At 44.4% G+C, this 25,754-nt stretch carries 25 protein-coding genes; 12 read left to right on the forward strand and 13 right to left on the reverse strand.

What is annotated here, in order from left to right; all coding sequences use genetic code 11:
- Positions 1 to 114 precede the first annotated feature (114 nt).
- Positions 115 to 783 carry a carbonate dehydratase gene (can, locus tag R7Z41_RS14055; RefSeq protein WP_005379996.1) on the forward strand — a complete coding sequence of 223 codons (669 nt, stop codon included), beginning with the start codon at positions 115 to 117 and terminating at the stop codon, positions 781 to 783.
- A gap of 77 nt (positions 784 to 860) precedes the next feature.
- Here can and hpt read toward each other — a convergent pair whose 3' ends face one another.
- Positions 861 to 1,391, reverse strand: coding sequence for a hypoxanthine phosphoribosyltransferase (gene hpt, locus R7Z41_RS14060; RefSeq protein WP_005379995.1), 531 nt, complete (start codon positions 1,389 to 1,391; stop codon positions 861 to 863).
- A 319-nt stretch (positions 1,392 to 1,710) separates the two neighbouring features.
- Here hpt and opaR point away from each other — a divergent pair, with 319 nt between their 5' ends.
- The gene (opaR, locus tag R7Z41_RS14065) at positions 1,711 to 2,325 is read left to right on the forward strand and encodes a transcriptional regulator OpaR (protein ID WP_005379994.1); all 615 of its coding nucleotides are present in this window, start codon (positions 1,711 to 1,713) and stop codon (positions 2,323 to 2,325) included.
- Between the two features lie 138 nt (positions 2,326 to 2,463).
- Here the strand turns inward: opaR and lpdA are convergent, their stop codons facing one another.
- The 5 genes from lpdA to ampD all read right to left on the reverse strand — a co-directional run bounded on the left by lpdA (position 2,464) and on the right by ampD (position 10,513).
- Entirely contained in the window at positions 2,464 to 3,891 is a 1,428-nt protein-coding gene (gene lpdA / locus R7Z41_RS14070) for a dihydrolipoyl dehydrogenase (protein WP_005379993.1), read from the reverse strand.
- Between the two features lie 267 nt (positions 3,892 to 4,158).
- A complete protein-coding gene (gene aceF / locus R7Z41_RS14075; RefSeq protein ID WP_005386611.1) occupies positions 4,159 to 6,057 on the reverse strand; it encodes a pyruvate dehydrogenase complex dihydrolipoyllysine-residue acetyltransferase in 1,899 nt (632 codons plus the stop codon).
- A 19-nt stretch (positions 6,058 to 6,076) separates the two neighbouring features.
- On the reverse strand, positions 6,077 to 8,740 hold the full coding sequence (aceE, locus tag R7Z41_RS14080) for a pyruvate dehydrogenase (acetyl-transferring), homodimeric type (RefSeq protein WP_005386612.1): 2,664 nt from the start codon (positions 8,738 to 8,740) through the stop codon (positions 6,077 to 6,079).
- Positions 8,741 to 8,788: 48 nt separating this feature from the next.
- Positions 8,789 to 9,556, reverse strand: coding sequence for a pyruvate dehydrogenase complex transcriptional repressor PdhR (pdhR, locus tag R7Z41_RS14085; protein WP_005379989.1), 768 nt, complete (start codon positions 9,554 to 9,556; stop codon positions 8,789 to 8,791).
- Positions 9,557 to 9,961: 405 nt separating this feature from the next.
- Positions 9,962 to 10,513 carry a 1,6-anhydro-N-acetylmuramyl-L-alanine amidase AmpD gene (gene ampD, locus R7Z41_RS14090; RefSeq protein ID WP_167415436.1) on the reverse strand — a complete coding sequence of 184 codons (552 nt, stop codon included), beginning with the start codon at positions 10,511 to 10,513 and terminating at the stop codon, positions 9,962 to 9,964.
- A 92-nt stretch (positions 10,514 to 10,605) separates the two neighbouring features.
- Between ampD and nadC the strand changes: the two genes are divergently transcribed.
- The 8 genes from nadC to yacG all read left to right on the forward strand — a co-directional run bounded on the left by nadC (position 10,606) and on the right by yacG (position 17,774).
- Positions 10,606 to 11,493: a carboxylating nicotinate-nucleotide diphosphorylase gene (gene nadC, locus R7Z41_RS14095; protein ID WP_213915272.1), complete on the forward strand. Its 888-nt coding sequence runs from the start codon at positions 10,606 to 10,608 to the stop codon at positions 11,491 to 11,493.
- A gap of 264 nt (positions 11,494 to 11,757) precedes the next feature.
- On the forward strand, positions 11,758 to 12,168 hold the full coding sequence (locus R7Z41_RS14100) for a prepilin-type N-terminal cleavage/methylation domain-containing protein (protein ID WP_172563500.1): 411 nt from the start codon (positions 11,758 to 11,760) through the stop codon (positions 12,166 to 12,168).
- 3 nt (positions 12,169 to 12,171) lie between these two features.
- Positions 12,172 to 13,857: a type IV-A pilus assembly ATPase PilB gene (gene pilB / locus R7Z41_RS14105; protein WP_213915271.1), complete on the forward strand. Its 1,686-nt coding sequence runs from the start codon at positions 12,172 to 12,174 to the stop codon at positions 13,855 to 13,857.
- A 23-nt stretch (positions 13,858 to 13,880) separates the two neighbouring features.
- Complete coding sequence (locus tag R7Z41_RS14110; RefSeq protein ID WP_213915270.1) at positions 13,881 to 15,104, forward strand: type II secretion system F family protein; 1,224 nt, start codon at positions 13,881 to 13,883, stop codon at positions 15,102 to 15,104.
- A 64-nt stretch (positions 15,105 to 15,168) separates the two neighbouring features.
- Complete coding sequence (locus R7Z41_RS14115; protein WP_017635919.1) at positions 15,169 to 16,038, forward strand: prepilin peptidase; 870 nt, start codon at positions 15,169 to 15,171, stop codon at positions 16,036 to 16,038.
- The gene (gene coaE, locus R7Z41_RS14120; protein ID WP_225478057.1) at positions 16,039 to 16,653 is read left to right on the forward strand and encodes a dephospho-CoA kinase; all 615 of its coding nucleotides are present in this window, start codon (positions 16,039 to 16,041) and stop codon (positions 16,651 to 16,653) included.
- A 27-nt stretch (positions 16,654 to 16,680) separates the two neighbouring features.
- Positions 16,681 to 17,421: a cell division protein ZapD gene (gene zapD / locus R7Z41_RS14125; RefSeq protein ID WP_005373086.1), complete on the forward strand. Its 741-nt coding sequence runs from the start codon at positions 16,681 to 16,683 to the stop codon at positions 17,419 to 17,421.
- A 158-nt stretch (positions 17,422 to 17,579) separates the two neighbouring features.
- Positions 17,580 to 17,774 (forward strand): DNA gyrase inhibitor YacG, encoded by a 195-nt coding sequence (yacG, locus tag R7Z41_RS14130; protein WP_017635922.1) that lies wholly within the window; start codon positions 17,580 to 17,582, stop codon positions 17,772 to 17,774.
- A 654-nt stretch (positions 17,775 to 18,428) separates the two neighbouring features.
- On the opposite strand, the gene rplS is transcribed toward yacG, so the two are convergent.
- The 5 genes from rplS to ffh all read right to left on the reverse strand — a co-directional run bounded on the left by rplS (position 18,429) and on the right by ffh (position 22,031).
- Complete coding sequence (gene rplS, locus R7Z41_RS14135; protein ID WP_005379971.1) at positions 18,429 to 18,782, reverse strand: 50S ribosomal protein L19; 354 nt, start codon at positions 18,780 to 18,782, stop codon at positions 18,429 to 18,431.
- A 41-nt stretch (positions 18,783 to 18,823) separates the two neighbouring features.
- Positions 18,824 to 19,585 carry a tRNA (guanosine(37)-N1)-methyltransferase TrmD gene (gene trmD, locus R7Z41_RS14140; protein ID WP_005385420.1) on the reverse strand — a complete coding sequence of 254 codons (762 nt, stop codon included), beginning with the start codon at positions 19,583 to 19,585 and terminating at the stop codon, positions 18,824 to 18,826.
- Positions 19,586 to 19,612: 27 nt separating this feature from the next.
- Positions 19,613 to 20,161 (reverse strand): ribosome maturation factor RimM, encoded by a 549-nt coding sequence (gene rimM / locus R7Z41_RS14145; protein ID WP_005379964.1) that lies wholly within the window; start codon positions 20,159 to 20,161, stop codon positions 19,613 to 19,615.
- A gap of 29 nt (positions 20,162 to 20,190) precedes the next feature.
- Positions 20,191 to 20,439 carry a 30S ribosomal protein S16 gene (gene rpsP, locus R7Z41_RS14150; RefSeq protein ID WP_005379962.1) on the reverse strand — a complete coding sequence of 83 codons (249 nt, stop codon included), beginning with the start codon at positions 20,437 to 20,439 and terminating at the stop codon, positions 20,191 to 20,193.
- A gap of 209 nt (positions 20,440 to 20,648) precedes the next feature.
- The gene (gene ffh / locus R7Z41_RS14155) at positions 20,649 to 22,031 is read right to left on the reverse strand and encodes a signal recognition particle protein (RefSeq protein ID WP_158174155.1); all 1,383 of its coding nucleotides are present in this window, start codon (positions 22,029 to 22,031) and stop codon (positions 20,649 to 20,651) included.
- Between the two features lie 224 nt (positions 22,032 to 22,255).
- Between ffh and R7Z41_RS14160 the strand changes: the two genes are divergently transcribed.
- Together R7Z41_RS14160 and R7Z41_RS14165 are read left to right on the forward strand one after the other, a co-directional pair.
- The gene (locus R7Z41_RS14160; protein WP_005379950.1) at positions 22,256 to 23,050 is read left to right on the forward strand and encodes an inner membrane protein YpjD; all 795 of its coding nucleotides are present in this window, start codon (positions 22,256 to 22,258) and stop codon (positions 23,048 to 23,050) included.
- A gap of 124 nt (positions 23,051 to 23,174) precedes the next feature.
- Complete coding sequence (locus R7Z41_RS14165; RefSeq protein WP_005379948.1) at positions 23,175 to 24,455, forward strand: HlyC/CorC family transporter; 1,281 nt, start codon at positions 23,175 to 23,177, stop codon at positions 24,453 to 24,455.
- A 68-nt stretch (positions 24,456 to 24,523) separates the two neighbouring features.
- Here the strand turns inward: R7Z41_RS14165 and luxS are convergent, their stop codons facing one another.
- Both luxS and R7Z41_RS14175 read right to left on the reverse strand, forming a co-directional pair.
- On the reverse strand, positions 24,524 to 25,042 hold the full coding sequence (gene luxS, locus R7Z41_RS14170) for an S-ribosylhomocysteine lyase (protein WP_017820391.1): 519 nt from the start codon (positions 25,040 to 25,042) through the stop codon (positions 24,524 to 24,526).
- An 84-nt stretch (positions 25,043 to 25,126) separates the two neighbouring features.
- Entirely contained in the window at positions 25,127 to 25,732 is a 606-nt protein-coding gene (locus R7Z41_RS14175; protein ID WP_169644374.1) for a hypothetical protein, read from the reverse strand.
- Positions 25,733 to 25,754 lie beyond the last annotated feature (22 nt).

The following is a 25,754-nucleotide window of genomic DNA, read 5'->3' on the forward strand; positions in this document are numbered from 1 at the left end:
GAATATTTAACGAGATCGAAATTGTAACATTGTGTATAGTTACAACACTGATCGCTTGCATGTGCACACAAACAGCGGCAGCGATTTTGTCTTTTAAGGGAAGTAGTTTGCAAAATGCCGGAAATAAAACAGTTATTTGAAAACAATTCGAAATGGTCTCAAGAGATCAAATCTGATCGACCTGAATACTTCGCAAAACTCGCTGAGGGGCAAAAGCCTGATTTTCTTTGGATTGGCTGCTCTGATAGCCGCGTTCCTGCCGAGCGACTAACCGGGCTATACTCAGGTGAACTCTTTGTTCATCGGAATGTTGCAAACCAAGTTATCCATACTGATCTCAACTGTCTATCGGTCGTCCAGTACGCTGTAGACGTTCTTAAGGTTAAACACATCATTGTCTGTGGGCACTATGGATGTGGTGGTGTAAACGCAGCCATTGATAACCCTAAGCTAGGTCTTATTAATAATTGGCTGTTACATATCAGAGATATCTATTTCAAACACCGCACTTACCTAGATCAAATGCCGCAACAAGATCGAGCGGATAAACTAGGCGAGCTTAATGTTGCAGAGCAAGTGTACAACTTGGGTAACTCAACCATCCTGCAAAACGCTTGGGAGCGTGGGCAAGATGTTGAAATTCATGGTGTGGTATACGGAATTGAAGATGGTCGCTTAGAGTACTTAGGCATTCGTTCTAACTCTAAGGAAACCGTAGAAGCGTCTTACCAGAAAGCTCTTTCGACGATTCTAAATACAGATAACAAGCTGCTTTGTCGCTAAGTCATATCTAAAAGTTGAACAAAAAACGCCCATCTTAGATGGGCGTTTTTTTATATTTTTAATGCTGCTCTCAATGATTATTCTTGAGGTACAACTTTACCGATGTATGGTAAGTGGCGGTATTTCTGCGCGTAATCAATACCCACACCAACGACAAACTCATCTGGGATTTCGAAACCAATCCAATCCACAGGAACATTCACTTCACGACGAGATGGTTTATCTAGGAGCGTACAAATCGCGATAGACTTCGGCTCACGTAGCGAAAGAATCTCACGGATTTTATTTAGTGTGTTACCAGTGTCAATGATGTCTTCAACAAGCAGAATATCTTTACCTTTGATGTCATCATCCAAATCTTTCAAGATACGAACGTCACGTGAGCTTTCCATCGTATTGCCGTAGCTTGACGCAGTCATAAAATCAACTTGGTGAGTCAGTTCGATAGCACGTGCCAAGTCTGCCATAAATACAAATGAGCCACGCAATAAGCCTACCAACACAAGATCTTCACTACCTTGATAACGCTCTGTAATTTGTTTGCCTAATTCACGAACTCGCTCCTGAACTTCTTGCTCAGAAATCATGACTTCTATTGTATGTTTCATACTGTGCTCAATCTAAATTTGTGGGTTGAGGTAAGTCGCACGCAAACGATCACCTAATCTTACGGCGTGTAGTGTATCACCACGTTCATTGGGTTGAAAGTCACATCCTGTTGCCAAAAAATCTTGGAAGAAGGTCTTAGTTTTATAAAGTTCATAGCTAAATTTATCAATAATAATGACATTACTGTATATAAATTGTTCTACAGATGTTGACCTTGTGCATATGCACCATTACACTCATCACTGCTTTAAGCAACTATTAAAATAATCAATTAGGGGGTTACCCCCAATATCAACTCAAATGGCAAGGAAAATGGATATGGACTCAATTGCAAAGAGACCTAGAACTAGGCTTTCTCCAATTAAGCGTAAGCAACAGCTAATGGAAATCGCATTGGAAGTATTTGCGCGCCGCGGCATCGGTCGTGGTGGTCACGCAGATATCGCAGAAATTGCTCAAGTTTCTGTGGCGACTGTTTTTAACTACTTCCCTACACGCGAAGACTTGGTGGATGAAGTTCTCAATCACGTCGTACGTCAGTTTTCAAACTTCCTATCGGATAACATAGACCTAGACTTACATGCACGTGAAAACATCGCCAATATTACGAATGCGATGATCGAGCTTGTCAGCCAAGACTGTCACTGGCTAAAAGTATGGTTCGAGTGGAGTGCGTCAACACGTGACGAAGTATGGCCATTGTTTGTTTCAACTAACCGTACTAACCAGTTGCTGGTACAAAACATGTTCATTAAAGCAATTGAACGTGGCGAAGTGTGTGACCAGCACGATTCAGAACACTTGGCAAACCTGTTCCACGGTATTTGTTACTCACTGTTTGTCCAAGCGAACCGCGCTAAAGGTGAAGCGGAGCTGAAACACCTAGTGAATTCATACTTAGATATGCTTTGCATTTACAACCGTGAACACTAAAGCTTAGCTCGTAATATATGTCAGCCCACCGTTTGGTGGGCTTTTTATTGTCTGCTAAGCACACATTTATATTCCTATATAACAAGCATAAAAAAACCGCTGCAATGCAGCGGCTTCTATCATTCAGTCAGAAAAAGCTTACTTCTTCTTAACTGCTTTTTTGTTTGGCAGGTCAGTGATTGAACCTTCAAATACTTCAGCAGCTAGACCTACAGACTCGTGTAGAGTTGGGTGAGCGTGGATAGTCAGAGCGATATCTTCTGCATCACAGCCCATCTCAATTGCAAGGCCGATTTCACCAAGTAGTTCACCACCGTTAGTACCAACGATAGCACCACCGATTACGCGGTGAGTTTCTTTGTCGAAGATTAGCTTAGTCATACCGTCTGCACAGTCAGATGCGATTGCACGACCTGATGCTGCCCATGGGAATGTTGCTACTTCGTACTTGATGCCTTCTTCTTTCGCTTCTTTTTCAGTCTTACCAACCCAAGCTACTTCTGGCTCAGTGTACGCAATTGAAGGGATAACTTTAGGGTCGAAGTAGTGCTTCTTACCAGAGATAACTTCAGCAGCTACGTGACCTTCATGCACACCTTTGTGAGCAAGCATTGGTTGACCAACGATATCACCGATCGCGAAGATGTGAGGAACGTTAGTACGCATTTGCTTATCAACGTTGATGAAGCCACGCTCGTCAATTTCTAGACCCGCTTTTTCACCGTCGATTAGCTTACCATTTGGTACACGACCGATAGCAACTAGAACCGCATCGTAACGCTCAGCTTCAGCTGGCGCTTTCTTGCCTTCCATTGAAACGTAGATACCGTCTTCTTTTGCTTCAACTGCTGTTACTTTCGTTTCTAGCATTAGCTTGAACTTGTCTTTGATACGCTTAGTAAATACTTTCACGATATCTTTGTCTGCTGCAGGAATTACCTGGTCAAACATTTCAACAACTTCAACTTTAGAACCTAGAGAGTGGTAAACCGTACCCATTTCTAGACCGATGATACCACCGCCCATGATAAGCAGTTTTTCTGGCACTTCTTTTAGTTCTAGAGCGTCAGTAGAGTCCCAAATACGTGGGTCTTCATGCGGGATAAATGGCAGTTTGATTGGACGAGAACCAGCCGCAACGATTGCGTTGTCAAAGTTAACAACTGTTGGCTCACCTTCGCCTTCTACAAGGATAGAGTTAGGGCCAGTGAACTTACCGTAACCGTTAACTACTGTTACGTTACGCATCTTAGCCATACCGCTTAGGCCGCCAGTTAGTTGGTTAACAACTTTTTCTTTCCAGATGCGGATTTTGCTGATGTCTGTTTGAGGCTCACCGAACACAACGCCGTGGTCAGCCATCGCTTTCGCTTCTTCAATTACTTTAGAAACGTGAAGCAGTGCTTTAGATGGGATACAACCCACGTTCAGACATACACCGCCAAGCGTGCTGTAACGTTCAACTAGTACAGTTTCAAGACCTAAGTCCGCACAACGGAATGCAGCGGAGTAACCAGCAGGACCAGAACCAAGTACAACAACTTGGGCTTTAATTTCTTTGCTCATTTTGACCTCTTGTAGTCATTATCCCTAACAGGCTGAGTGGGTATCGATTTTTTATGTTTAAGAGAGATTTGTTTTAAACAGTTATTTTCAGACCGCTAACAGTTTACAGAGATGTTAATGGTGTGAAAAGTAAATCAATTTAGCCTGTGAGCTAGACAACAATTCGATTGTGAAAACCCTGAACGAAGCAAGGCTGATAACCAAATTGTCGGTAATTATGATTAGCAGAGGCGGCTAAGTTGCCGCCTCTCATTCATCTAATTTCTATTACAGAACTAGACGACGAATGTCAGATAGACATGAGTTTAGGTAAGTGATGAAGCGCGCACCTTCAGCACCATCGATCACACGGTGGTCGTATGATAGAGACAGTGGAAGTTGTAGACGCGGTTCGAACTCTTTACCGTTCCATACCGGTTTCATTTCTGACTTAGACACACCTAGGATACCAACTTCTGGTGCGTTTACGATTGGAGTAAACGCTGTACCGCCGATACCGCCTAGGCTAGAGATAGTGAAACAGCCACCTTGCATGTCAGCCGCAGTTAGCTTACCAGCGCGTGCTTTCTTAGAAACCGCCATTAGCTCTTCAGATAGCTCGTAGATGCCTTTCTTGTTCACGTCTTTAAATACAGGAACAACTAGACCGTTTGGTGTATCTACCGCGATACCAACATTCACGTATTTCTTCAGAATTAGGCTCTCACCGTCTTCTGATAGAGAAGAGTTGAACGCTGGGAACGCTTCAAGCGCTTTAGCTACCGCTTTCATGATGAACACAAGTGGTGTGATCTTCATGCCAGTGTCTTTCTTCGCTTCAATCGCGTTTTGCTCTTTACGGAATGCTTCAAGAGCCGTGATGTCTGCGTTATCCCACTGTGTAACGTGCGGGATCATTACCCAGTTACGGTGTAGGTTTGCGCCAGAGATCTTCTTAATGCGAGATAGCGGTTGAACTTCTGTCTCACCAAACTTGCTGAAGTCCACTTTTGGCCATGGTAGTAGACCAAGAGCCGCGCCGTCGCCTTTGCCAGATGCTGCTGCACCTGCGCCAGACTCAAGACGCTTAAGTGCATCTTTCACGTAAGCTTGAACGTCTTCTTTTAGGATACGGCTCTTACGACCAGAACCTTTAACCTTAGAAAGATTAACGCCAAATTCACGCGCTAGACGACGAACAACTGGAGACGCGTGAGCGTACTCATCGTTTTCTTTGAAATCGCCAGTCGCTGCTGGAGCTGCTGCCGCTGGAGCTTCTGCTTTAGGAGCTGGAGCTGCAGGTGCTGCCGCTTGAGCTGGAGCTGGAGCTGCTGCAGGAGCAGGTGCTGCGCCCGCCACTTCGAATACCATGATTAGTGAGCCAGTAGACACTTTGTCGCCAGCTGCAATCTTGATTTCTTTAACTGTGCCAGCGAATGGTGCAGGAACTTCCATAGAAGCTTTGTCACCTTCAACAGTGATTAGAGATTGCTCTTCTTCCACTGTGTCGCCAACCGCAACCATGATCTCAGTAACTTCAACTTCGTCGCCGCCGATATCTGGTACGTTCACTTCTTTTGCCGCAGACGCTGCTGGAGCTGCTGCCGCAGGAGCTTCAGCTGCCGCTGGTGCTGCTGGAGCGCCGGAACCTGCGGTTTCGAATACCATGATAAGTGAGCCAGTCGATACTTTATCGCCTGCTGCAACTTTGATCTCTTTTAGAGTACCTGCGAATGGCGCTGGAACTTCCATAGAAGCTTTGTCGCCTTCAACAGTTAGAAGAGATTGCTCTTCTTCGATGCTGTCGCCAACGGCAACCATGATTTCAGTAACTTCTACTTCATCACCACCGATGTCTGGTACGTGAACTTCTTTTAGTTCTGCCGCTGCTGCTGGAGCTGGAGCTGCTGCTGGAGCTGCTTCTGCCGCAGGAGCAGGTGCAGCGTCAGCTGCACCCTCGGCTTCGAAAATCATGATTAGAGAACCAGTAGAAACCTTGTCGCCTTCTGCAACTTTGATTTCTTTAACGATACCCGCTTGAGAAGCAGGAACTTCCATAGAAGCTTTATCGCCTTCAACTGTGATCAGAGACTGCTCTTCTTCAACCTTGTCGCCAACGCTTACAAGAATCTCAGTAACTTCAACCTCATCCGCACCGATGTCTGGTACATTAATTTCGATTGCCATTTCTTATCTACCTTCTTAATTAAGCGTATAGCGGGTTTGTTTTCTCTGTGTCGATGTCGAATTTCTTAATTGCTTCTGCAACTACAGATTTCTCAACTTCGCCACGTTTCGCTAGTTCAGTTAGCGCTGCTACTACTACGTAACCTGCGTTCACTTCGAAGTGACGACGTAGGTTTTCACGGCTGTCTGAACGACCGAAGCCATCAGTACCAAGAACTTTGAAAGACTCAGCAGGAATGTATGCACGAACCTGCTCTGCGTAGTTCTTCATGTAGTCAGTTGCTGCGATAGCAGGTTCAGTACCCATTACTGTTTGGATGTAAGGTACTTTCGCTTCCGCTTCTGGGTGAAGCATGTTGAAACGCTCTGCATCTTGGCCATCGCGAGTTAGTTCGTTGAATGACGTTACAGAGTAAACATCAGAAGCAACACCGTAATCTTCGCTTAGGATTTGAGCTGCTTTACGTACTTCATTCATGATAGTACCAGAGCTCATTAGCTGAACTTTCGCTTTGTCGCCCGTGTAAGTTTCTAGCTTGTAGATACCTTTACGGATGCCTTCTTCAGCGCCTTCTGGCATTGCTGGCATTGCGTAGTTTTCGTTCATTAGCGTTAGGTAGTAGAACACGTTTTCTTGTTCTGGACCGTACATGCGACGGATACCGTCTTGCATGATTACTGCTACTTCGTACGCGAATGTTGGGTCGTAAGAAATACAGTTAGGAACCGTACCCGCCAAAATGTGCGAGTGGCCGTCTTCGTGCTGTAGACCTTCACCGTTCAACGTTGTACGACCCGCAGTTGCACCTAGTAGGAAACCACGTGCTTGTTGGTCACCAGCCATCCACGCCATGTCGCCAACACGTTGGAAGCCGAACATTGAGTAGTAGATGTAGAACGGGATCATTGGTAGGTCGTTTGTCGAGTATGAAGTCGCAGCAGCAACCCATGAAGACATAGCACCTAGCTCGTTGATACCTTCTTGTAGAACCTGACCTGAAGTCGCTTCTTTGTAGTAAGAAACAACGCCACGGTCTTCTGGTGTGTAAGTTTGGCCGTGCGGGTTGTAGATACCGATTTGACGGAACAGACCTTCCATACCGAATGTACGTGCTTCGTCAGCAATGATAGGAACGATGTTCTTACCAATGTTCTTGTTCTTAAGTAGAACGTTTAGCGCACGTACGAATGCCATAGTAGAAGAGATATCACGCTTCTGTTCTTCTAGTAGTGGCTTGAATTCTTCTAGCTCAGGAACGATGAATTCTTGAGTGAATTTTGGTAGACGCTGTGGCGTGTAGCCGTGTAGCGCTTTACGACGAGCGTGTAGGTATTCGTACTCTTTTGAACCTTCTTCAAGTTTAAGGTACGGAAGTTCTTTCACTGCTTCGTCAGTTAGGATGTCTTGAAGGCCTAGACGATCACGTAGGTGTAGTACGTGAGTCATATCCATCTTCTTAACTTGGTGCGCGATGTTCTTACCTTCAGCCGCTTCACCCATGCCGTAACCTTTAACAGTCTTAGCTAGGATTACTGTTGGACGACCTTTAGTTTCTGCCGCGTTTTTGTATGCCGCGTATAGCTTAGAAGACTCGTGACCACCACGCTTAAGTGCGAAGATTTCGTCATCAGTCATGTCAGCAACAAGTGCAGCTGTCTCTGGGTACTTACCAAAGAAGTGCTCACGTACGTACGCGCCATCTTTTGATTTGAATGTTTGGTAGTCGCCGTCGATCGTTTCATTCATAAGCTGTAGAAGCTTACCAGTCGTATCTTTAGCTAGTAGTGAATCCCAGTTGTTACCCCAGATTACCTTCACTACGTTCCAACCAGCACCTTTGAACAGACCTTCAAGTTCTTGAATGATCTTACCGTTACCCATTACAGGGCCATCTAGACGCTGTAGGTTACAGTTGATTAGGAAGCATAGGTTGTCTAGTTTCTCACGCGCAGCGAAAGAGATAGCACCACGTGATTCTGGCTCATCCATCTCACCGTCACCTAGGAACGCGTAAACGCGCTGTTCTGAAGTATCTTTAAGACCACGGCCTTCTAGGTACTTAAGGAAACGAGCTTGGTAGATAGAAGCGATTGGACCTAGGCCCATCGATACTGTCGGGAACTGCCAGAATTCAGGCATCAGTTTAGGGTGCGGGTATGAAGGAATACCTTTGCCGTCTACTTCTTGACGGAAGTTGTCTAGCTGCTCTTCAGTTAGACGACCTTCAACGAATGCACGTGAGTAGATACCTGGTGAAATGTGACCTTGGTAGTAAACTAGGTCGCCACCATCCTTCTCGTTTGGTGCACGGAAGAAGTGGTTGAAACATGTCTCGTAGAACGCAGCAGAAGACTGGAAAGACGCCATGTGGCCGCCTAGCTCTAGGTCTTTCTTAGATGCACGTAGAACGATCATGATAGCGTTCCAACGAATAATTGAGCGAATACGACGCTCAAGTGTTGTGTCACCTGGGTATGCTGGTTCTTGGTCTGCAGGAATCGTGTTGATGTAGTTAGTTGTGATACCTGTTGGCATATCAACACCGTCTAGACGTGCTTTATCTAGAACTTGCTCTAATAGGAATTGAGCACGCTCTAGACCTTCTTCACGTACAACTGACTCAAGCGCTTGTAGCCATTCTTGAGTTTCCAGTGCATCTACGTCATGCTTCATATCAGACATGGCGATCTATCCTTCTGTTGGTTGGATCTACTTATTTAAGTAACGCTCTTACGAGTCATTACCCTGCTGAATTCGACGTAGAGAACGCTCTCGTCGAGACTCTTCTCGAGTCAAATCCAACAATGTTTCTTCGATGTAAGCCAAGTGCGAGTGGGACATTTCTCGCGCCTTTTCAGGCTGACCAGAAACAATCGCATCCACGATATTGGCTCGGTGTTTACTGACTTTCTCGACCGCTTCTGGGCGGCGACGTAGTAATTTAAAATTTTGTAGAATATTTTGCTCAAGCAAAGGTGCTAAGCTTCGAACAATGTGCAACAAAACCACGTTGTGCGCGGCCTCTGTCAAAGCGATCAAAAATTGCATTACTTCCGCAGATTCAGCTTCGATATCGTTGTTTGCTTGCTCTTGACTAATGCGCTCAAGGCAACCTTGAATACGCGCAAAATCTTCTTCGGTACCACGTAAAGCTGCAAAGTAGGCTGAAATTCCTTCCATCGCATGACGAGACTCAAGCACATCAAGCTGGGTTTCAGAATGACTAGACAACAAATTCAACAAGGGATCTGAAAAGCTCTTCCAGATATTCTCACTTACGAATGTTCCGCCACCTTGGCGACGAGTCAACAAACGCTTCGCTTCCAAACGTTGAATGGCTTCTCGGACTGAAGGACGAGACACATCGAACTGTTTTGCCAGTTCACGCTCTGGAGGCAGTTGTTGCCCCGGAGACAATGTTCCTTCCACTATCAACCTTTCTAACTCTTGTTCTATAACATCAGAGAGTTTTGGCTGACGAATCCTTTGATAAGCCATAATTTATTGTTCTTCTACTCTTGCAGGTAATTGGTAATACCAATTTTAAGTTGGTGCAGAAATTAACATAATTAAAACGCCACTGTCCAGCCGAAAATTGACCTAAATCATAGAACGAGCTTACTTCCAACACTCTGATAACAATCGACTGTTAAAACAGCAATAGAATTGGTATGACCAATTACATAAAGCATACAAATGGGAAGTCGACGTGCTAGCAGTTTTGGAAAAGAAATACAGAAAATGACAAAATTATCAGTCTATTTATTCACCAAAACGGCATGTGCGAGCGTAAAAATGTAGTTAACTTTTAACAATCATTAATATTTCTGGTATCAAAAAAAGGCATACCTGATCGTATGCCTTATTTATTTCGCTTTTTTGAATTTACACTTTCGCTACAAATCAACGCTGTATAAGCAGTCTATATTTCACCCAATCAAAGCTTAGACCAGGATCGCTTTTTCTCAAGGGCGCAATATATTGATGACCGGTAATTCGTGGCGGGGTGATTTGAGGATAAGACTGCATAATCACCTCAGTGATCTCTGCAAGTGATTGATATTGCGCTTCTGTGTAGGCAGTAAATTCTGTCCCTTCAAGCTCGATACCAATGGAATAGTCATTACAACGCTCCCTGCCCGCGAAACTGGATTGACCGGCATGCCATGCTCTATCGAGAAAAGAAACAAATTGAACAACCTCGCCGTTTCTTTTAATCAAGCAATGTGCAGAAACGCCCATTTTGTGAATAACTTCAAAAAATGGATGTGCATTTGGGTCTAGCTTGCCAGTGAAGAAGTCCTCAATATACGGTCCACCAAACTGCCCAGGAGGCAAACTGATGTTGTGTACCACCAGCAGAGAGATGTCGTTTGTATCAGAGCGAGCATCAAAAAATGGTGACGGAACATGCTTTGCCTGTGTCAGCCAGCCATTCTCGATAATTGGGCGCATATCAACCTCTCTACTTTGCAAATTAACTGCTGAAATTATTGACACCGGAGAGTATCATTCGTTGCCATCTCCCTTTCAAGACAAGATTTGCGATGAAGAACACACACAACATTCAAGAACGCCTAGAATACCTTAAACAACAACTCCCTTTAGAGATCACTCGCTCTGTCGCTGATACCTTAAAAGAAGATCTAGGTGGCAGTGTCGACGCAGATAACGACATTACTGCATCTTTGATCCCTGCCGATGCGGTTAATACCGCAACGATTATTACTCGTGAGCATGGTGTGTTCTGTGGTCAAGCATGGGCTGATGAAGTTTTTAAACAGCTCGGTGGCAAGGTCAGCATTGAATGGCACGTAAAGGACGGCGATAAAGTCAAACCTAACCAAACCCTTTGCACGCTGACAGGCCCTGCTCGTGACCTGTTGACTGGTGAGCGTAACGCAATGAATTTCATCCAAACGCTGTCTGGCTGCGCAACAGTTACCGCAGAGTACGCTGAAAAAATCGCGCATACTGAGTGCCGTCTACTAGACACACGCAAAACCATTCCTGGTCTGCGTAGCGCACTAAAATACGCCGTGACCTGCGGTGGTGGCTTTAACCATCGCATCGGTGTGTTCGACGCTTACCTTATTAAAGAAAATCACATTATTGCTTGTGGTGGCATCACTCAAGCCATCCAAAAAGCGAAAGAGCTTAACCCAGGCAAACCGGTAGAAGTAGAAACGGAAAGCTTAGAAGAGTTGAAACAAGCGATAGAGGTTGGTGCCGACATCATCATGCTCGATAACTTCACAAAAGAAATGATGCGTGAAGCCGTAGCGATTAACGCAGGTCGTGCCGCTTTAGAGAACTCCGGCAACATTACGCTAGAGACCATCGCAGAATACGCAGAAACCGGTGTCGATTACATTTCGGTAGGCGCGTTGACTAAGCATCTAAAAGCGATGGATCTTTCGATGCGCTTCAAATAATTCCAGAGAACCAAGCGATACTAACTCTCTTAATCTCATAGAGTTACGCTTTTAAAACCGCAATAAAGAGCCACAAGGCTCTTTATTTTTATCCGCTTAAAAAATAACACCACTCGCAAAACCTTGTATGTGATATGCAACTACAGTGCAAAGATTTTTATCTCACTCGAGAGCCACTTCGTTTCCAGTTTCCACTTGTTTCTACTCTTTTTACTCTTCTGTCCCATGCATAAGCATTAACTAAATTTATCTTAAGGAAAGAAGATGAAAACGAATAAACAGAAGAAGCAGCAAGGTTTTACGCTGATTGAATTAATGATTGTGGTGGCAATTATTGGTGTTTTATCTGCAATTGCTATACCTGCATACAAAGACTATACAATCAAATCTAATGTAGTAGCGACTCTTTCTGAGTCTGCCTCTTACAAAACTGCAATTGCTTTGTGTTATCAAGAAACTGGCGCAATGGCTAACTGTGATGCGGGAGCTAATGGTGTTCCAGCTATCGCGGGAAGAATCTCAGATATAACAGATGGCGATATTACTATGACACCTGCAGTAGATTGTGATGGTGATGCAACAGATGACACATTTGTATACTCCCCCTCGCCTAATGCTGGTCTAATTGAATGGTCATTTACAACTGATGCTGGCGGTTGTTCAGGCTATCTGTAAGGCATGCTAACAAACCTCTCAACAGTTCTTCGCCAGGCCGGATTACTAACGTTTTCCCAAGAAGAATCGTTAATAGAGCAAGTCAAAGCTTCTGGCATTTCAATGCCGGAAGCTTTACTCAGTTCTGGATTATTTACATCAAGCGAGATCGCTGAGCACTTAAGTTCTCTCTTTGGTTTAAATCAGCCCGAGTTATCTCAGTACGAGTATGCTTCGCTTTGTCAGCAACTTGGCCTTAGGGAATTAATCACGCGGCATAACGCACTCCCACTCCAGCGTACGTCTTCAACGTTATTACTCGCCGTTGCCGACCCCACCAACCAACAAGCAGAAGATGATTTTCGCTTTGCCACTGGTTTACAGGTTGAATTGGTCTTGGGGGAATTTAGTCAACTCAGCGCGGCAATTCGACGCTTGTATGGTCGTTCATTGAGTCATGAGAAGTCCGGGTTAAAAGAGATCAACCAAGAAGAGTTAGCCAATCTGGTTGACGTGGGCGCAGATGAAATCGACAACATTGAAGACTTGAGCCAAGATGAGTCTCCTGTTAGCCGTTACATCAACCAAATTCTATTGGACGCTGTGCGCAAAGGCGCATCCGATATCCACTTTGAGCCTTATGAAAAGATGTACCGCGTGCGCCTGCGCTGTGATGGCATCTTAATTGAAACACAGCAGCCACCAAGCCACTTGAGTCGTCGCTTATCCGCTCGTATCAAAATCCTCTCTAAGCTTGATATTGCAGAGCGACGTTTACCACAAGATGGGCGTATTAAGCTCAAGTTGAATCAAGACACCGCAATTGATATGCGTGTATCCACGCTGCCTACTCTATTTGGAGAGAAAATTGTACTACGACTGCTCGACAGCAGCTCTGCGTCATTGGATATCGACAAGCTTGGTTATAGCGAACAACAAAAACAATTGTACTTGGATGCGCTGCGTCGCCCACAAGGCATGATTCTGATGACAGGTCCAACCGGGAGCGGAAAAACCGTTTCTCTGTACACCGGGCTGAGTATCCTCAATAAACCAGAAATCAACATTTCTACGGCAGAAGACCCAGTAGAAATTAACTTATCGGGCATTAACCAAGTTCAAGTTCAGCCTAAGATTGGTTTTGGTTTTGCCGAAGCCCTGCGCTCTTTCTTACGTCAAGACCCGGATGTGGTAATGGTCGGTGAGATTCGTGACTTAGACACTGCGGAGATCGCCATCAAAGCCTCGCAAACCGGTCACTTAGTACTTTCAACCTTGCATACCAACTCTGCGGCTGAAACGGTTATTCGTTTATCAAACATGGGCGTAGAAAGCTTTAACTTGGCCTCATCTCTTAGTTTGATTATTGCCCAGCGCTTAGCCCGTAAACTGTGCTCGCACTGTAAACAATCACAAGAGCTTACCGTTCAGCTACAACATCTTGGAATTCAAGCAAGCGACAACATTTTTAAAGCCAATCCCGATGGATGCAATGAGTGTACCCATGGTTATTCCGGCCGAACGGGGATTTATGAAGTGATGCGCTTTGATGAATTTCTTTCCGAAGCGCTTATTAAAGGCGCCTCGGTACATGAACTAGAAAAACTCGCCATCGCAAATGGTATGAGCACGTTACAAATGTCGGGCATAGAAAAACTCAAACAAGGAATCACAAGTTTTAGTGAACTACAGCGCGTACTTTATTTTTAATCCTTTAATCAGCAGTCACATCCATGAAAAGCACTACACCACAACTTAAAAACTTCCGCTGGAAAGGCATCAACAGTTCTGGCAAAAAGACGTCTGGACAAACCCTCGCGATGACAGAAATTGAAGTACGCGAGCGTCTAGACGCACAGCACATCAAGATCAAGAAGTTAAAGAAAAGCAGTATTTCGTTTCTCACTAAACTCAGCCATCGCGTAAAAGGCAGAGACATCACGGTGTTTACCCGCCAAATTTCGACGATGTTGATAACCGGTGTGCCCTTGGTTCAGGCTTTAAAATTGGTATCAGAGAATCACAAAAAAGCAGAGATGAAATCCATTTTGATGAGCGTGACACGCGCCGTTGAAGCGGGGACGCCCATGTCAAAAGCCATGCGCACTGCAAGTGAACACTTTGACCCACTCTATACCGATCTTATCGCCACAGGTGAGCAATCCGGTAACTTAGCAGAAGTGTTCGAGCGCTTAGCCACCTACCGAGAAAAAAATGAACAACTCCGTGCGAAAGTGATCAAAGCACTGATTTACCCAGCTATGGTAGTGCTAGTCGCGTTAGGTGTGTCGTTTATCATGCTCACCAAAGTCATTCCCGAGTTTGAAAAAATGTTTGTTGGTTTTGGTGCTGATTTACCTTGGTTTACCAGGCAAGTATTAGATCTTTCCGCCTGGACACAAAACTGGAGTCCGTTTATCGCACTAGGCTCCATGAGTTTATTCATCTCGGCGAGAATCCTCTCTAAGCGTTCAGATTCTTTTCGCTTAATGCTCAATCGCTCTGTGCTTAAATTTCCTGTCCTCGGGCCCGTATTATCAAAAGCCGCTATCGCCAAATTTAGTCGAACACTCGCCACGAGCTTTACAGCGGGAATTCCAATTCTAACCAGTTTAAAAACCACATCAAAAACCTCAGGAAACTTACACTATCAACTCGCCATAGAAGAAGTTTACCGTGATACCGCCGCAGGTATGCCAATGTATGTTGCCATGCGTAACTGTAATGTGTTCCCTGAATTAGTGTTACAAATGGTCATGATCGGTGAAGAGTCTGGTCGACTTGACGATATGCTCAATAAAGTTGCAACGATCTACGAGTTTGAAGTCGACAACACCGTCGACAACCTTAGTAAAATTCTAGAGCCACTAATTATCGTATTTTTAGGTATCGTTGTTGGCGGATTAGTGACAGCAATGTACTTGCCAATCTTTAACTTAATGAGTGTATTGGGCTAGAATGAGCTGTTAACTCCTTTAAAACAGCATCTTGCTGATTTCACTCATCGCTCAAGAGACAAATATGGAAGTATTCCAATACTACCCTTGGCTATTCGTTGTGTTTGCCACCATCTTCGGTCTGATCGTGGGTAGCTTCCTCAATGTGGTTATTTATCGACTACCTAAAATCATGGAACTAGAATGGCGACGCGAATGTGCCGAGTCATTTCCTGAATACAAAATAGAACCTCCTAAAGAAGTGCTGACCTTGAGCGTCCCACGCTCCTCCTGCCAGAAATGCGCAACACCGATACGTATTCGCGACAACATTCCTGTGATTAGCTGGCTGCTTTTAAAAGGCAAATGTCACAACTGTCAGGCAACCATTAGTGCACGCTATCCACTGATTGAACTGCTCACCGCGTTCTGTTCAGGCTTTATAGCTTATTACTTTGGTTTTAGTTACTTTACCGTTGCCCTACTCTTTTTTACTTTTATCTTAATCGCCGCAACATTTATCGATCTCGATACTATGTTGTTACCTGACCAATTAACATTACCATTAACTTGGGCTGGCATTGCCTTAGCATTAGTCGAAATAAGTCCTGTTACTCTACAAGATTCTGTCATTGGTGCTATTGCTGGTTACCTATGTCTCTGGTCCGTTTACTGGGGCTTTAAACTACTTACTGGTAAAGAAGGAATGGGATATGGTGATTTTAAACTACTAGCAGCACTAGGAGCTTGGCTAGGTTGGCAGTCACTGCCGATGATCATTCTACTTTCTTCTGTGGTTGGCATCGTATTTGGCATCATTCAACTACGCTTGCAAAAGCAGGGAATTGAAAAAGCTTTCCCTTTCGGTCCTTACTTAGCAATTGCTGGTTGGATAAGCTTAATTTGGGGCGACCAGATTTTAAACTGGTACTTTACTTCAGTTCTAGGAGTGTAAATGGCTTTGGTTATTGGTTTAACAGGTGGTATCGCTAGTGGAAAAACAACCGTCGCGAATCTGTTCAAACAACAATTTAAAATCGATATCGTCGATGCCGACATTGTCGCAAGAGAAGTTGTCGAGCCAGGTACTCACGGCCTAAACGCGATTATTGAACACTTTGGTCACGATATCGTTCGTGAAGACCAAACTTTAGATCGCGCAAAGCTGAGAGAAAAAATCTTTTCGAATTCAGATGAAAAAGCATGGCTCAACGCACTGTTGCACCCGATAATTCGTGAAAAGATGATCGAAGATTTGCAGCAAGTCACTTCAGAGTATGCGTTACTTGTGGTGCCGTTGCTCGTAGAAAACAAGCTAGATAGTTTGTGTGATCGCGTTCTTGTCGTCGATGTAGAACCGAATACACAGATATCTCGCACGATGAAACGAGACAATGTGAGTGAAGAGCAAGTTCGCGCCATCCTTGCCTCTCAAGCATCAAGAGAGCAAAGGCTCGCGCTTGCAGACGATGTGGTTAAGAATAATCCAAGTGACCCTGATCTTTTGCTTCAAATCACAGATTTGCACGAAAAGTACCTAGCCATGTGTAAGAAAAATCTGCGAAAATAGGAACGAAACTCACAAAGGCTTATGTCGATGACCACGCACAAATTTGAACATCCGTTAAATGAGAAAACTCGTATTTATCTAAGAGTGGAGTCTCTGCTGCGTCAGGCTCACTTGGCCTCTGGGTTTAGCGAAAATCATCAGTATCAACTGTTTTTCCGTGCGTTATTCGATATGGTTGAGATCTTCGAACAAATCCAACTGAAAAGTGAACTGGCTAAAGATCTTGAGAAGCAACGGCTGTCGTACCGCCATTGGCTCAATGTTGATGGTGTCGATCAAGACGCATTAAATACCTTGCTACAAGAGATAGATGTCGTTCATAGCCAACTAATGGGTGCTGAACGTTTTGGCCAAGCATTAAAAGAAGATCGCTTCCTAAGCTCTATCCGTCAACGCTTTAATCTACCGGGTGGTTCATGCTGTTTTGATCTGCCAGCATTACACTACTGGCTTCATCTACCTATTGAACGTAAAAAGCGTGATGCACAACAGTGGCAAGCAAGCTTAAAGCCCTTATCTGATGCGCTTTCGTTATGGTTAAAGCTCACTAGAGAGACCGGACATTTCAAAGCTCAAATCGGTCGTGCAGGTTTCTTCCAAAGTGACGCTGATGAAGCCAACATTCTAAGACTTCACATCCCAATGGAATATGGCGTGTATCCTATGATTTCAGGCCATAAAAACCGCTTTGCGATCAAGTTCATGTCGTTTGAAAACGGTCAAGCATGCACACAAGATATTGAATTTGAACTTGCTGTTTGCAGCTAAGACGACACTACGCCTCGCCTCCATAATCTAAAATTCAACGCTTTATTGCGCTTATATTTGATAAAATTTCGTAGCAGCAATAGCGCGTTGAATAAGCCATCTTTAATTCGTTTAGGTATACTACCCTTTAACACCAATTAGTAATGGGACGCTCAACTATGTCTAAAGTTACCATCGTTCAATGCCCACAATGTGGCGCCGACGTAGAATGGGGAGAACAAAGTCCTCATCGCCCTTTCTGCAGTAAACAATGCCAAATGATTGATTTTGGTGAATGGGCAGATGAAGAAAACACCATCCCAGGCGCACCCGATATGTCCGATAGTGATGGCTGGTCTGAAGACCAGTATTAAATTGAGACCTAGGGTAAAGGAATACCCTAGGTTCCTTCTTGGGGAACCTGAATCACGCTCCGTCGTCGCTGTCCAGAATGACGAATTTGAACCTCGGTGCTATATAATCTTTGACCATCATTTTCCGTCATTCCGAGGAGCCATAGCGACATCAGGAATCTACTCACAGTAAGGATGAAGCTAACAACTTAAACACTTGCATGCTCGACTAGTAGATTCTGAATCACGCTCCTTCGTCGCTGTCCAGAATGACGAATTTTAACCACGGTACTCTATAATCTTTGACCATCATTTCCTGTCATTCCGAGGAGCCATAGCGGCATCAGGAATCTACGCATAGCAAGGATGAAGCTAACAACTTAAACACTTGCATGCTCGACTAGTAGATTCTGAATCACGCTCCTTCGTCGCTATCCAGAATGACGAATTTTAACCACAGTACCCAGTAATATTTGATCATCATTTCCTGTCATTCCGAGGAGCCATAGCGGCATCAGGAATCTATTCACAGCAAGGCAGAGGCGTGGAGTGTACGTCAGTGCATGAGCATCGACAGTGCAGGTCGGGAGAAAAGAAACGAGCAAGCTAATTACACAAATAAAAAAACGGAGCCCTAAAAGGACTCCGTTTAAGATGAGAACGCTAGTTATAGCATTACTTCTTAGCAAGTTTCTCTTTGATACGAGCAGACTTACCAGAACGCTCACGTAGGTAGTACAACTTGGCACGACGTACTGCACCACGGCGTTTAACTTCGATGCTATCAACGATTGGAGAGTGTGTTTGGAACGTACGCTCAACACCTTCACCGTTAGAGATCTTACGTACAGTGAAAGCAGAGTGTAGACCACGGTTACGGATTGCGATTACAACGCCTTCGAAAGCCTGTAGACGCTCACGGTCACCTTCTTTTACCTTAACTTGAACTACAACAGTGTCACCTGGTGCAAATTTAGGTAGGTCTGATTTCATTTGCTCTTCTTCAAGAGCTTTGATGATGTTACTCATTTTTTAAATTCCTAGAATAAACTGATACTAAATAAATTAGGTTACTTTGCGTTATGTTCTTTAATGGCTTTATGCTCATTAACAAACTCAGCAAGTAATTGTTCCTGTTCGTCAGTCAGAGCTAGGTTTTCCAGGAGCTCTGGTCTTCTTAGCCAAGTACGGCCCAACGACTGCTTGAGTCGCCATTGACGAATGTCCTTGTGATTGCCTGACATCAGTACAGCTGGTACCTCTTTGTCATCCAATACTTCTGGACGCGTATAGTGAGGACAATCTAACAAGCCATTTGCAAAAGAGTCTTCTTCTGCTGACGCGAAATCCCCTAGTACACCCGGAACAAACCGAGAGACAGAGTCGATTAACGTCATGGCTGGTATCTCACCACCCGTCATCACAAAATCACCAATCGACCATTCTTCGTCGACTTCAGATTGAATGATGCGCTCATCTACCCCTTCATAACGACCACAAATCAGAAGCAAGTTCTCATTCGTTGCCAGTTCTTCCACTCCTTTCTGGTCGAGCTTGCGACCTTGAGGAGAAAGGTAGATGACTTTCGTCTTGCCCGGTGAGGCTGCTTTCGCGGTATGAATGGCATCGCGCAAAGGCTGAACCATCATTAACATACCAGGGCCACCACCGTAAGGTCGGTCATCGACTGTGCGATGTTTGTCGTGAGTGAAATCTCTAGGATTCCAAGTCTCAATCGACAAAAGACCTTTTTTAACCGCTTGACCTGTTACTCCAAAATCAGTAACAGAACGGAACATTTCTGGAAAAAGGCTAATAACGCCAACCCACATGTTTATCTCGCTCTGTAATTTTGGAGATTAGAATCCAGGATCCCAGTCAACTTCGATCCGTTGAGCTTCGCGATCAACATTAATGATCACTTGCTCTTCAAGGAACGGGATTAATCGTTCCTTCTGCCCGAAAGCATCTTTAAGATTTGCTTTAACAACCAGAACATCGTTTGAGCCAGTTTCTAGCATGTCAGTAACGACACCTAGATCGTAACCTTTAGTAGTTACAACTTGCATCCCAAACAATTCGCGCCAGTAGAACTCATCTTCTGACAATTCAGGAAGTACCGCAGGGTCAATAGCAATTTCAAAGTTCGTCATTAGATGCGCGTCTTCACGAACATCCATGCCTTCCAGCTTAGCCACCATACCTTTGTTATGGCGCTTCCAGCTTTCTACTTTGTACTCAACCCACTTGCCCTTTTGGTTAATGTACCAAGGGCTGTAATCGAAAATGCTTTCAGCATTGTCTGTGTAGGAAAAAACCTTAAGCCAACCACGAATGCCGTAAGTAGCACCAAACTTGCCTACAACAATCTTTTCGTTGCTCATTGTTTCTTTACCTTTCATCGACATAAACTAGTTTCTACTTTTCAAGTAAAAAATTAAGCCGCTTTTTGAGCGTCTTTAACTAGCTTAGCAACACGGTCAGATACTGACGCGCCTTGACCAACCCAGTGGTTAACGCGGTCTAGGTCTAGACGTAGACCTTCTTCTTGACCTTTAGCAGTTGGGTTGAAGAAACCAACTTTCTCGATGAAACGGCCAGTTGCAGCGTTGCGGCTGTCCGCTACTACGATTTGATAAAATGGACGCTTTTTAGCGCCGTGACGTGCCAAACGAATGGTTACCATGTCGTCCTCTTTGCTTTCTCAAAAATAAAATTAACCCCAAAAACCATTCAAGAAATTAAACAGTTTGGGGTCTCGTGCCAAAATAAAGCTCCGGAATTTTACTCTTCTCCCGGAGCAATGCAAGGAGTTTAGTTACTTTTTCACCAACATAAATTGAATTTAAAGTTTGTGACGTACCTAACACCCTGAATCTATGCGTGATCGATTAATTAACGACCAAATGGGTTGAAGCCACCGCCACCACCCATGCCGCCCATCATGCCTTGCATGTTGCGCATCATGCCTTTCATGCCACCTTTTTGCATCTTTTTCATCATTTTCTGCATTTGGGTGAACTGTTTTAGTAAGCGGTTTACATCTTGAACCTGCACACCAGAACCAGCCGCGATACGCTTCTTGCGCGAGCCCTTGATAATTTCTGGGCGTTGACGTTCTTTCATTGTCATGGAGCTGATGATCGCTTCCATCTGTTTGAACATCTTGTCATCGACTTTATCTTTCACATTGTCTGGTAGCTGGGACATTCCTGGAAGCTTATCCATCATCCCCATCATGCCGCCCATGTTTTGCATCTGGCCTAGCTGTTCACGGAAATCTTCAAGGTCGAAACCTTTCTTCTCTTTGAACTTCTTCGCTAACTTTTCTGCCTTTTCTTGGTCAACGTTGCGTTGTAGGTCTTCAATCAAAGACAGAACGTCACCCATGCCAAGAATACGTGAAGCAACACGATCTGGGTGGAACGGTTCTAGCGCGTCAGTTTTTTCACCGACACCCAAGAATTTGATTGGTTTGCCCGTGACATGGCGTACTGAAAGTGCCGCACCACCACGAGCATCACCATCAACCTTAGTTAGAACTACACCGGTAAGAGGTAGCGCATCGCCAAAGGCTTTTGCTGTATTTGCTGCGTCTTGACCCGTCATGGCGTCAACAACAAATAGCGTTTCTACTGGGTTGATAGCTGAGTGAAGATCTTTGATCTCCCCCATCATCTCTTCATCAATTGCCAAACGACCTGCGGTATCGACAATAAGTACGTCGTAGAATTTTTTCTTCGCATGGTCAATCGCTGCATTGGCGATATCAATAGGCTTTTGGTCTGGTGATGATGGGAAGAAGTCAACACCGATGTCTGATGCCAGTGTTTCAAGCTGCTTGATTGCCGCAGGACGGTAAACGTCGGCAGACACAACCAAAACTTTCTTCTTGTCACGTTCTTTTAGAAGCTTAGATAACTTACCTACCGATGTGGTTTTACCCGCACCTTGTAGACCTGCCATAAGAAGCACAGCAGGTGGTTGAGCAGCAAGGTTTAGCGCCTCATTCGACTCACCCATTACGGCTTCAAGTTCTGTTTGAACGATCTTGATAAATTCCTGACCTGGAGTCAGAGATTTAGAAACTTCTACGCCCACCGCTTTTTCTTTAACGCGGTTCACAAATTCACGAACGACCGGAAGCGCAACGTCAGCTTCAAGTAGAGCCATTCGGACTTCACGTAGGGTTTCTTTAATGTTGTCTTCGGTCAGACGACCTTTACCACTGATATTTTTCAGCGTTTTGGATAATCGATCCGTTAAATTCTCAAACATCTTTGTCTCTTCGCTAAAATGGCGATTAATTAGTGTGAGTATACATTAGCCAAGGTCTGAGTCATACCCGTACCGCTGTCCTATTCTTGTCTCTATTTATATATGGTGCGGTAACTTATTAATTTCAATATCTCATCTCTCACGATTGATGTCGGATATAACGTAGCCCCAAAGTGTAATGCAAGGTATAATTTCTCCATCGTGCACAATAATATTTAGGATTCATGGATAGCTTAATAGCCATCGCGGCCGCCATACTTTATGTCTTGGCGATTGCGACCATCATACCCGGACTCTCACAACAGTCAGGAATCAAAGCAAAAACAGTGTTTGCTAGTGCTGCCTGTGCGCTTGTTTTTCATGCGTGGATTTTGAGTGATCTGATCTTTGATGGTTCAGGTCAAAACCTGAGTATTCTCAACGTGGCTTCTTTGATCAGTTTTATTATTTCTCTGGTCATGAGCCTTGCTATGTTGAAAAACCGACTGTGGTTTTTATTGCCAGTCGTTTATAGCTTTGCTGCCATCAATTTATCTGCTGCCACATTTTTGCCAAGCACGTTTATAAAGCACCTAGAGAATGACCCTAAGCTACTCATTCATATTTCATTTGCGCTCTTCTCATACGCGACTTTAACTATCGGGGCACTCTATGCGCTTCAGTTGGCTTGGCTGGATCACAAACTGAAAGCAAAAAAATCTTTGGCGATTAACCCAAACCTGCCGCCTCTATTAATGGTGGAGCGTCAACTCTTCAAAATTATTTTGATCGGTAACTTATTGTTAACTGCCACGCTCATTACTGGCTTTGTCTTTGTGCAGGATATGTTTGCCCAAGGTAAGGCGCATAAGGGCATTCTTTCTTTCATCGCTTGGGTGGTGTACTCAATACTACTTTGGGGTCACTATCAAAAAGGCTGGCGTGGTAGAAAAGTCACATGGTTCGCTGTTGCAGGAGCAACACTGTTAACTCTGGCATATTTTGGCAGTCGCTTTGTAAAAGAAATCATCTTGAATTAAGGAGCTCTAGGGCTCCTATCCTTTATATTTTAGGCTAGATAAAATACAGTACGCCTTAACTCTTTGACTTAACGGACTTACTCAACCGTTATATAACCCAATACTTACAAGGAACAGCAACGTTTTGGACGACATCTCTACGGGTATCTTGTTTGCGCTACTCGCGTGTCTTATCGTCATATCAGGTTACTTTTCCGGTTCAGAAACAGGGATGATGTCTCTGAATCGTTATCGCTTAAAACACTTAGCCAAAAACGGGCATAAGGGTGCTAAGCGAGTCGAAAGACTATTAGACCGTCCAGATCGTTTGATTGGTCTTATTCTTATCGGCAACAACCTCGTTAATATTCTCGCGTCCGCGATCGCGACCATTATTGGTATGCGTTTGTATGGTGATTTAGGTGTCGCTATCGCAACCGGTGCACTAACTATGGTTGTATTGGTTTTTGCCGAGGTTACCCCTAAAACAATTGCAGCGCTTTACCCTGAACGTGTGTCCTACGCGAGCAGTATATTATTGACCATACTGATGAAGTTACTGTCGCCTTTAGTGATGCTTGTTAACTTTATTACGAATGGCTTTATCCGCTTACTTGGTGTAAGAGCGGATCACTCAGCAGAAGATCATCTTAGCTCCGATGAGCTGCGTACGGTGGTAAATGAAGCTGGCGGTTTGATTCCTCGCCGACACCAAGACATGCTAGTGTCTATTTTAGATCTTGAGCACGTCACCGTGAACGACATTATGGTCCCACGCAATGAAATTACCGGTATTGATATTAACGACGACTGGAAATCCATTGTTCGCCAGCTAACACACTCACCACATGGACGCATAGTTTTCTATCGTGACCAAATTGATGAAGTGGTTGGCATGCTGCGCTTGCGTGAAGCTTATCGTCTGATGTTGGAAAAGAACGAATTCAACAAAGAAACGCTATTACGTGCTGCTGATGAGGTCTATTACATCCCAGAAGGCACACCACTGAACGTGCAAATGTTGAAATTCCAACGCAACAAGCAACGTATCGGTCTGATCGTGGATGAGTACGGTGATATCATCGGTCTAATCACTCTTGAAGATATTCTGGAAGAGATCATTGGTGAGTTCACGACGTCAATTTCTCCAAGCCTCTCTGATGAAATCAGTCCTCAAGGTGACGGAAGCTTTCTTATTGAAGGCAGCACCAATATTCGAGATATTAACAAAGGCCTGAAATGGGATTTACCAACGGATGGCCCAAGAACGTTAAACGGTCTTATTTTGGAGCACCTGGAAGATATTCCAGAGAGCCATTTAAGCGTGAGAGTAGCGGGTCACCCAATGGAACTTGTTGAGATTGAAGAGAACCGAATCAAGCTCGTTCGTGTTTATCCGAAGAAGAAAAAATCGACATCCAAATAAACAAAAGAAAAGCCTGACTCATGTCAGGCTTTTTTACTTATTGGGGCAATATGCTTCTTAATGAGCACCTAGTCGATGCGCAACTCTTTTAACATCGACTCAGGCAAAGCAAGTTCATCATTTTTGTTCACCGAAACACCAGCATCCAAAATGTTCTTTGCGATCTGTTGTGCTTCTTTTAAAGAGTGCATTGCTGCCGTGCCGCATTGGTATTCGTTAAGTTCAGGGATCTTATTCTGACTTTCTACCTTCAGCACGTCTTCCATTGCTGCAATCCAAGCATCTGCGACTTGCTGCTCTGATGGTGTGCCAATCAGACTCATGTAAAAACCTGTGCGGCAACCCATAGGCGAAATATCGATGATCTCAACAGAATCACCGTTTAGGTGATTACGCATAAAGCCTGCATAAAGGTGCTCTAGGGTGTGAATACCTTTTTCAGAAAGAATGTCTTTGTTTGGCGCAGTAAAGCGTAAGTCGAAAACAGTAATCGTATCCCCTTTTGGGGTCTGCATGGTTTTCGCCACTCGCACTGCCGGTGCATTCATACGAGTGTGGTCCACGGTAAAACTATCGAGTAAAGGCATTACATCTCTCCTGATTGTAACTCCAGTACCTTTCGGTAATGGATAAATGTCATTCATCCCTACAGCACATGAACTGACTGTGGGCTAAAAGAACCAGCTGCTGTTGTCTTCTAATTCCTGACGACATTGCTTCAGCTGCCAGCCATAAGTTTTCGCTGTTTGTTCAACACGTCGAGCGACTTTGATTAAACTAGGCTTTCGATTATAAGTACCTCGCTTATACCCACCTCGCCCTTCATGATAAGCCAGATACTGGTTGTAGGGATCCCATAATGAAATCCCCAGCTGACGCCGTGTTTCATGAGTATACCAACCGACAAACATCATAGAATCATCGAAGTTGGTACGAGAGCCACCCTGACCTGTGGCATCTTGGAAGTCTTCCCAAGCAGGGTCTTGAGCTTGAGCGTAACCATACGCACTGCTGACTCGTCCCCAAGGAATAAACCCTAGCAAATAATCTTTAGGTGGTTTTGCATCGTGCCGAAAGCTGCTTTCTTGTTTAATGATGGCCATAGCGACATGAATAGGGGTCCCCCATTCAGCTTCCATATCTTTGGCATCATCGTACCAACCGGATTTCTCTCGGAATATCTCGCATAAGTTATTCTGCTGCTTTGGCGGTGCCGTAGCACAACCTGCAAGTAACACGCTTCCAAGTACCGCTACTACTAACGACTTAATGTTCAACCCCACCAATCCTTAGTTAGTC

Source organism: Vibrio sp. 1457 (genome assembly GCF_033340195.1).
GTDB classification, from domain to species: domain Bacteria; phylum Pseudomonadota; class Gammaproteobacteria; order Enterobacterales; family Vibrionaceae; genus Vibrio; species Vibrio alginolyticus.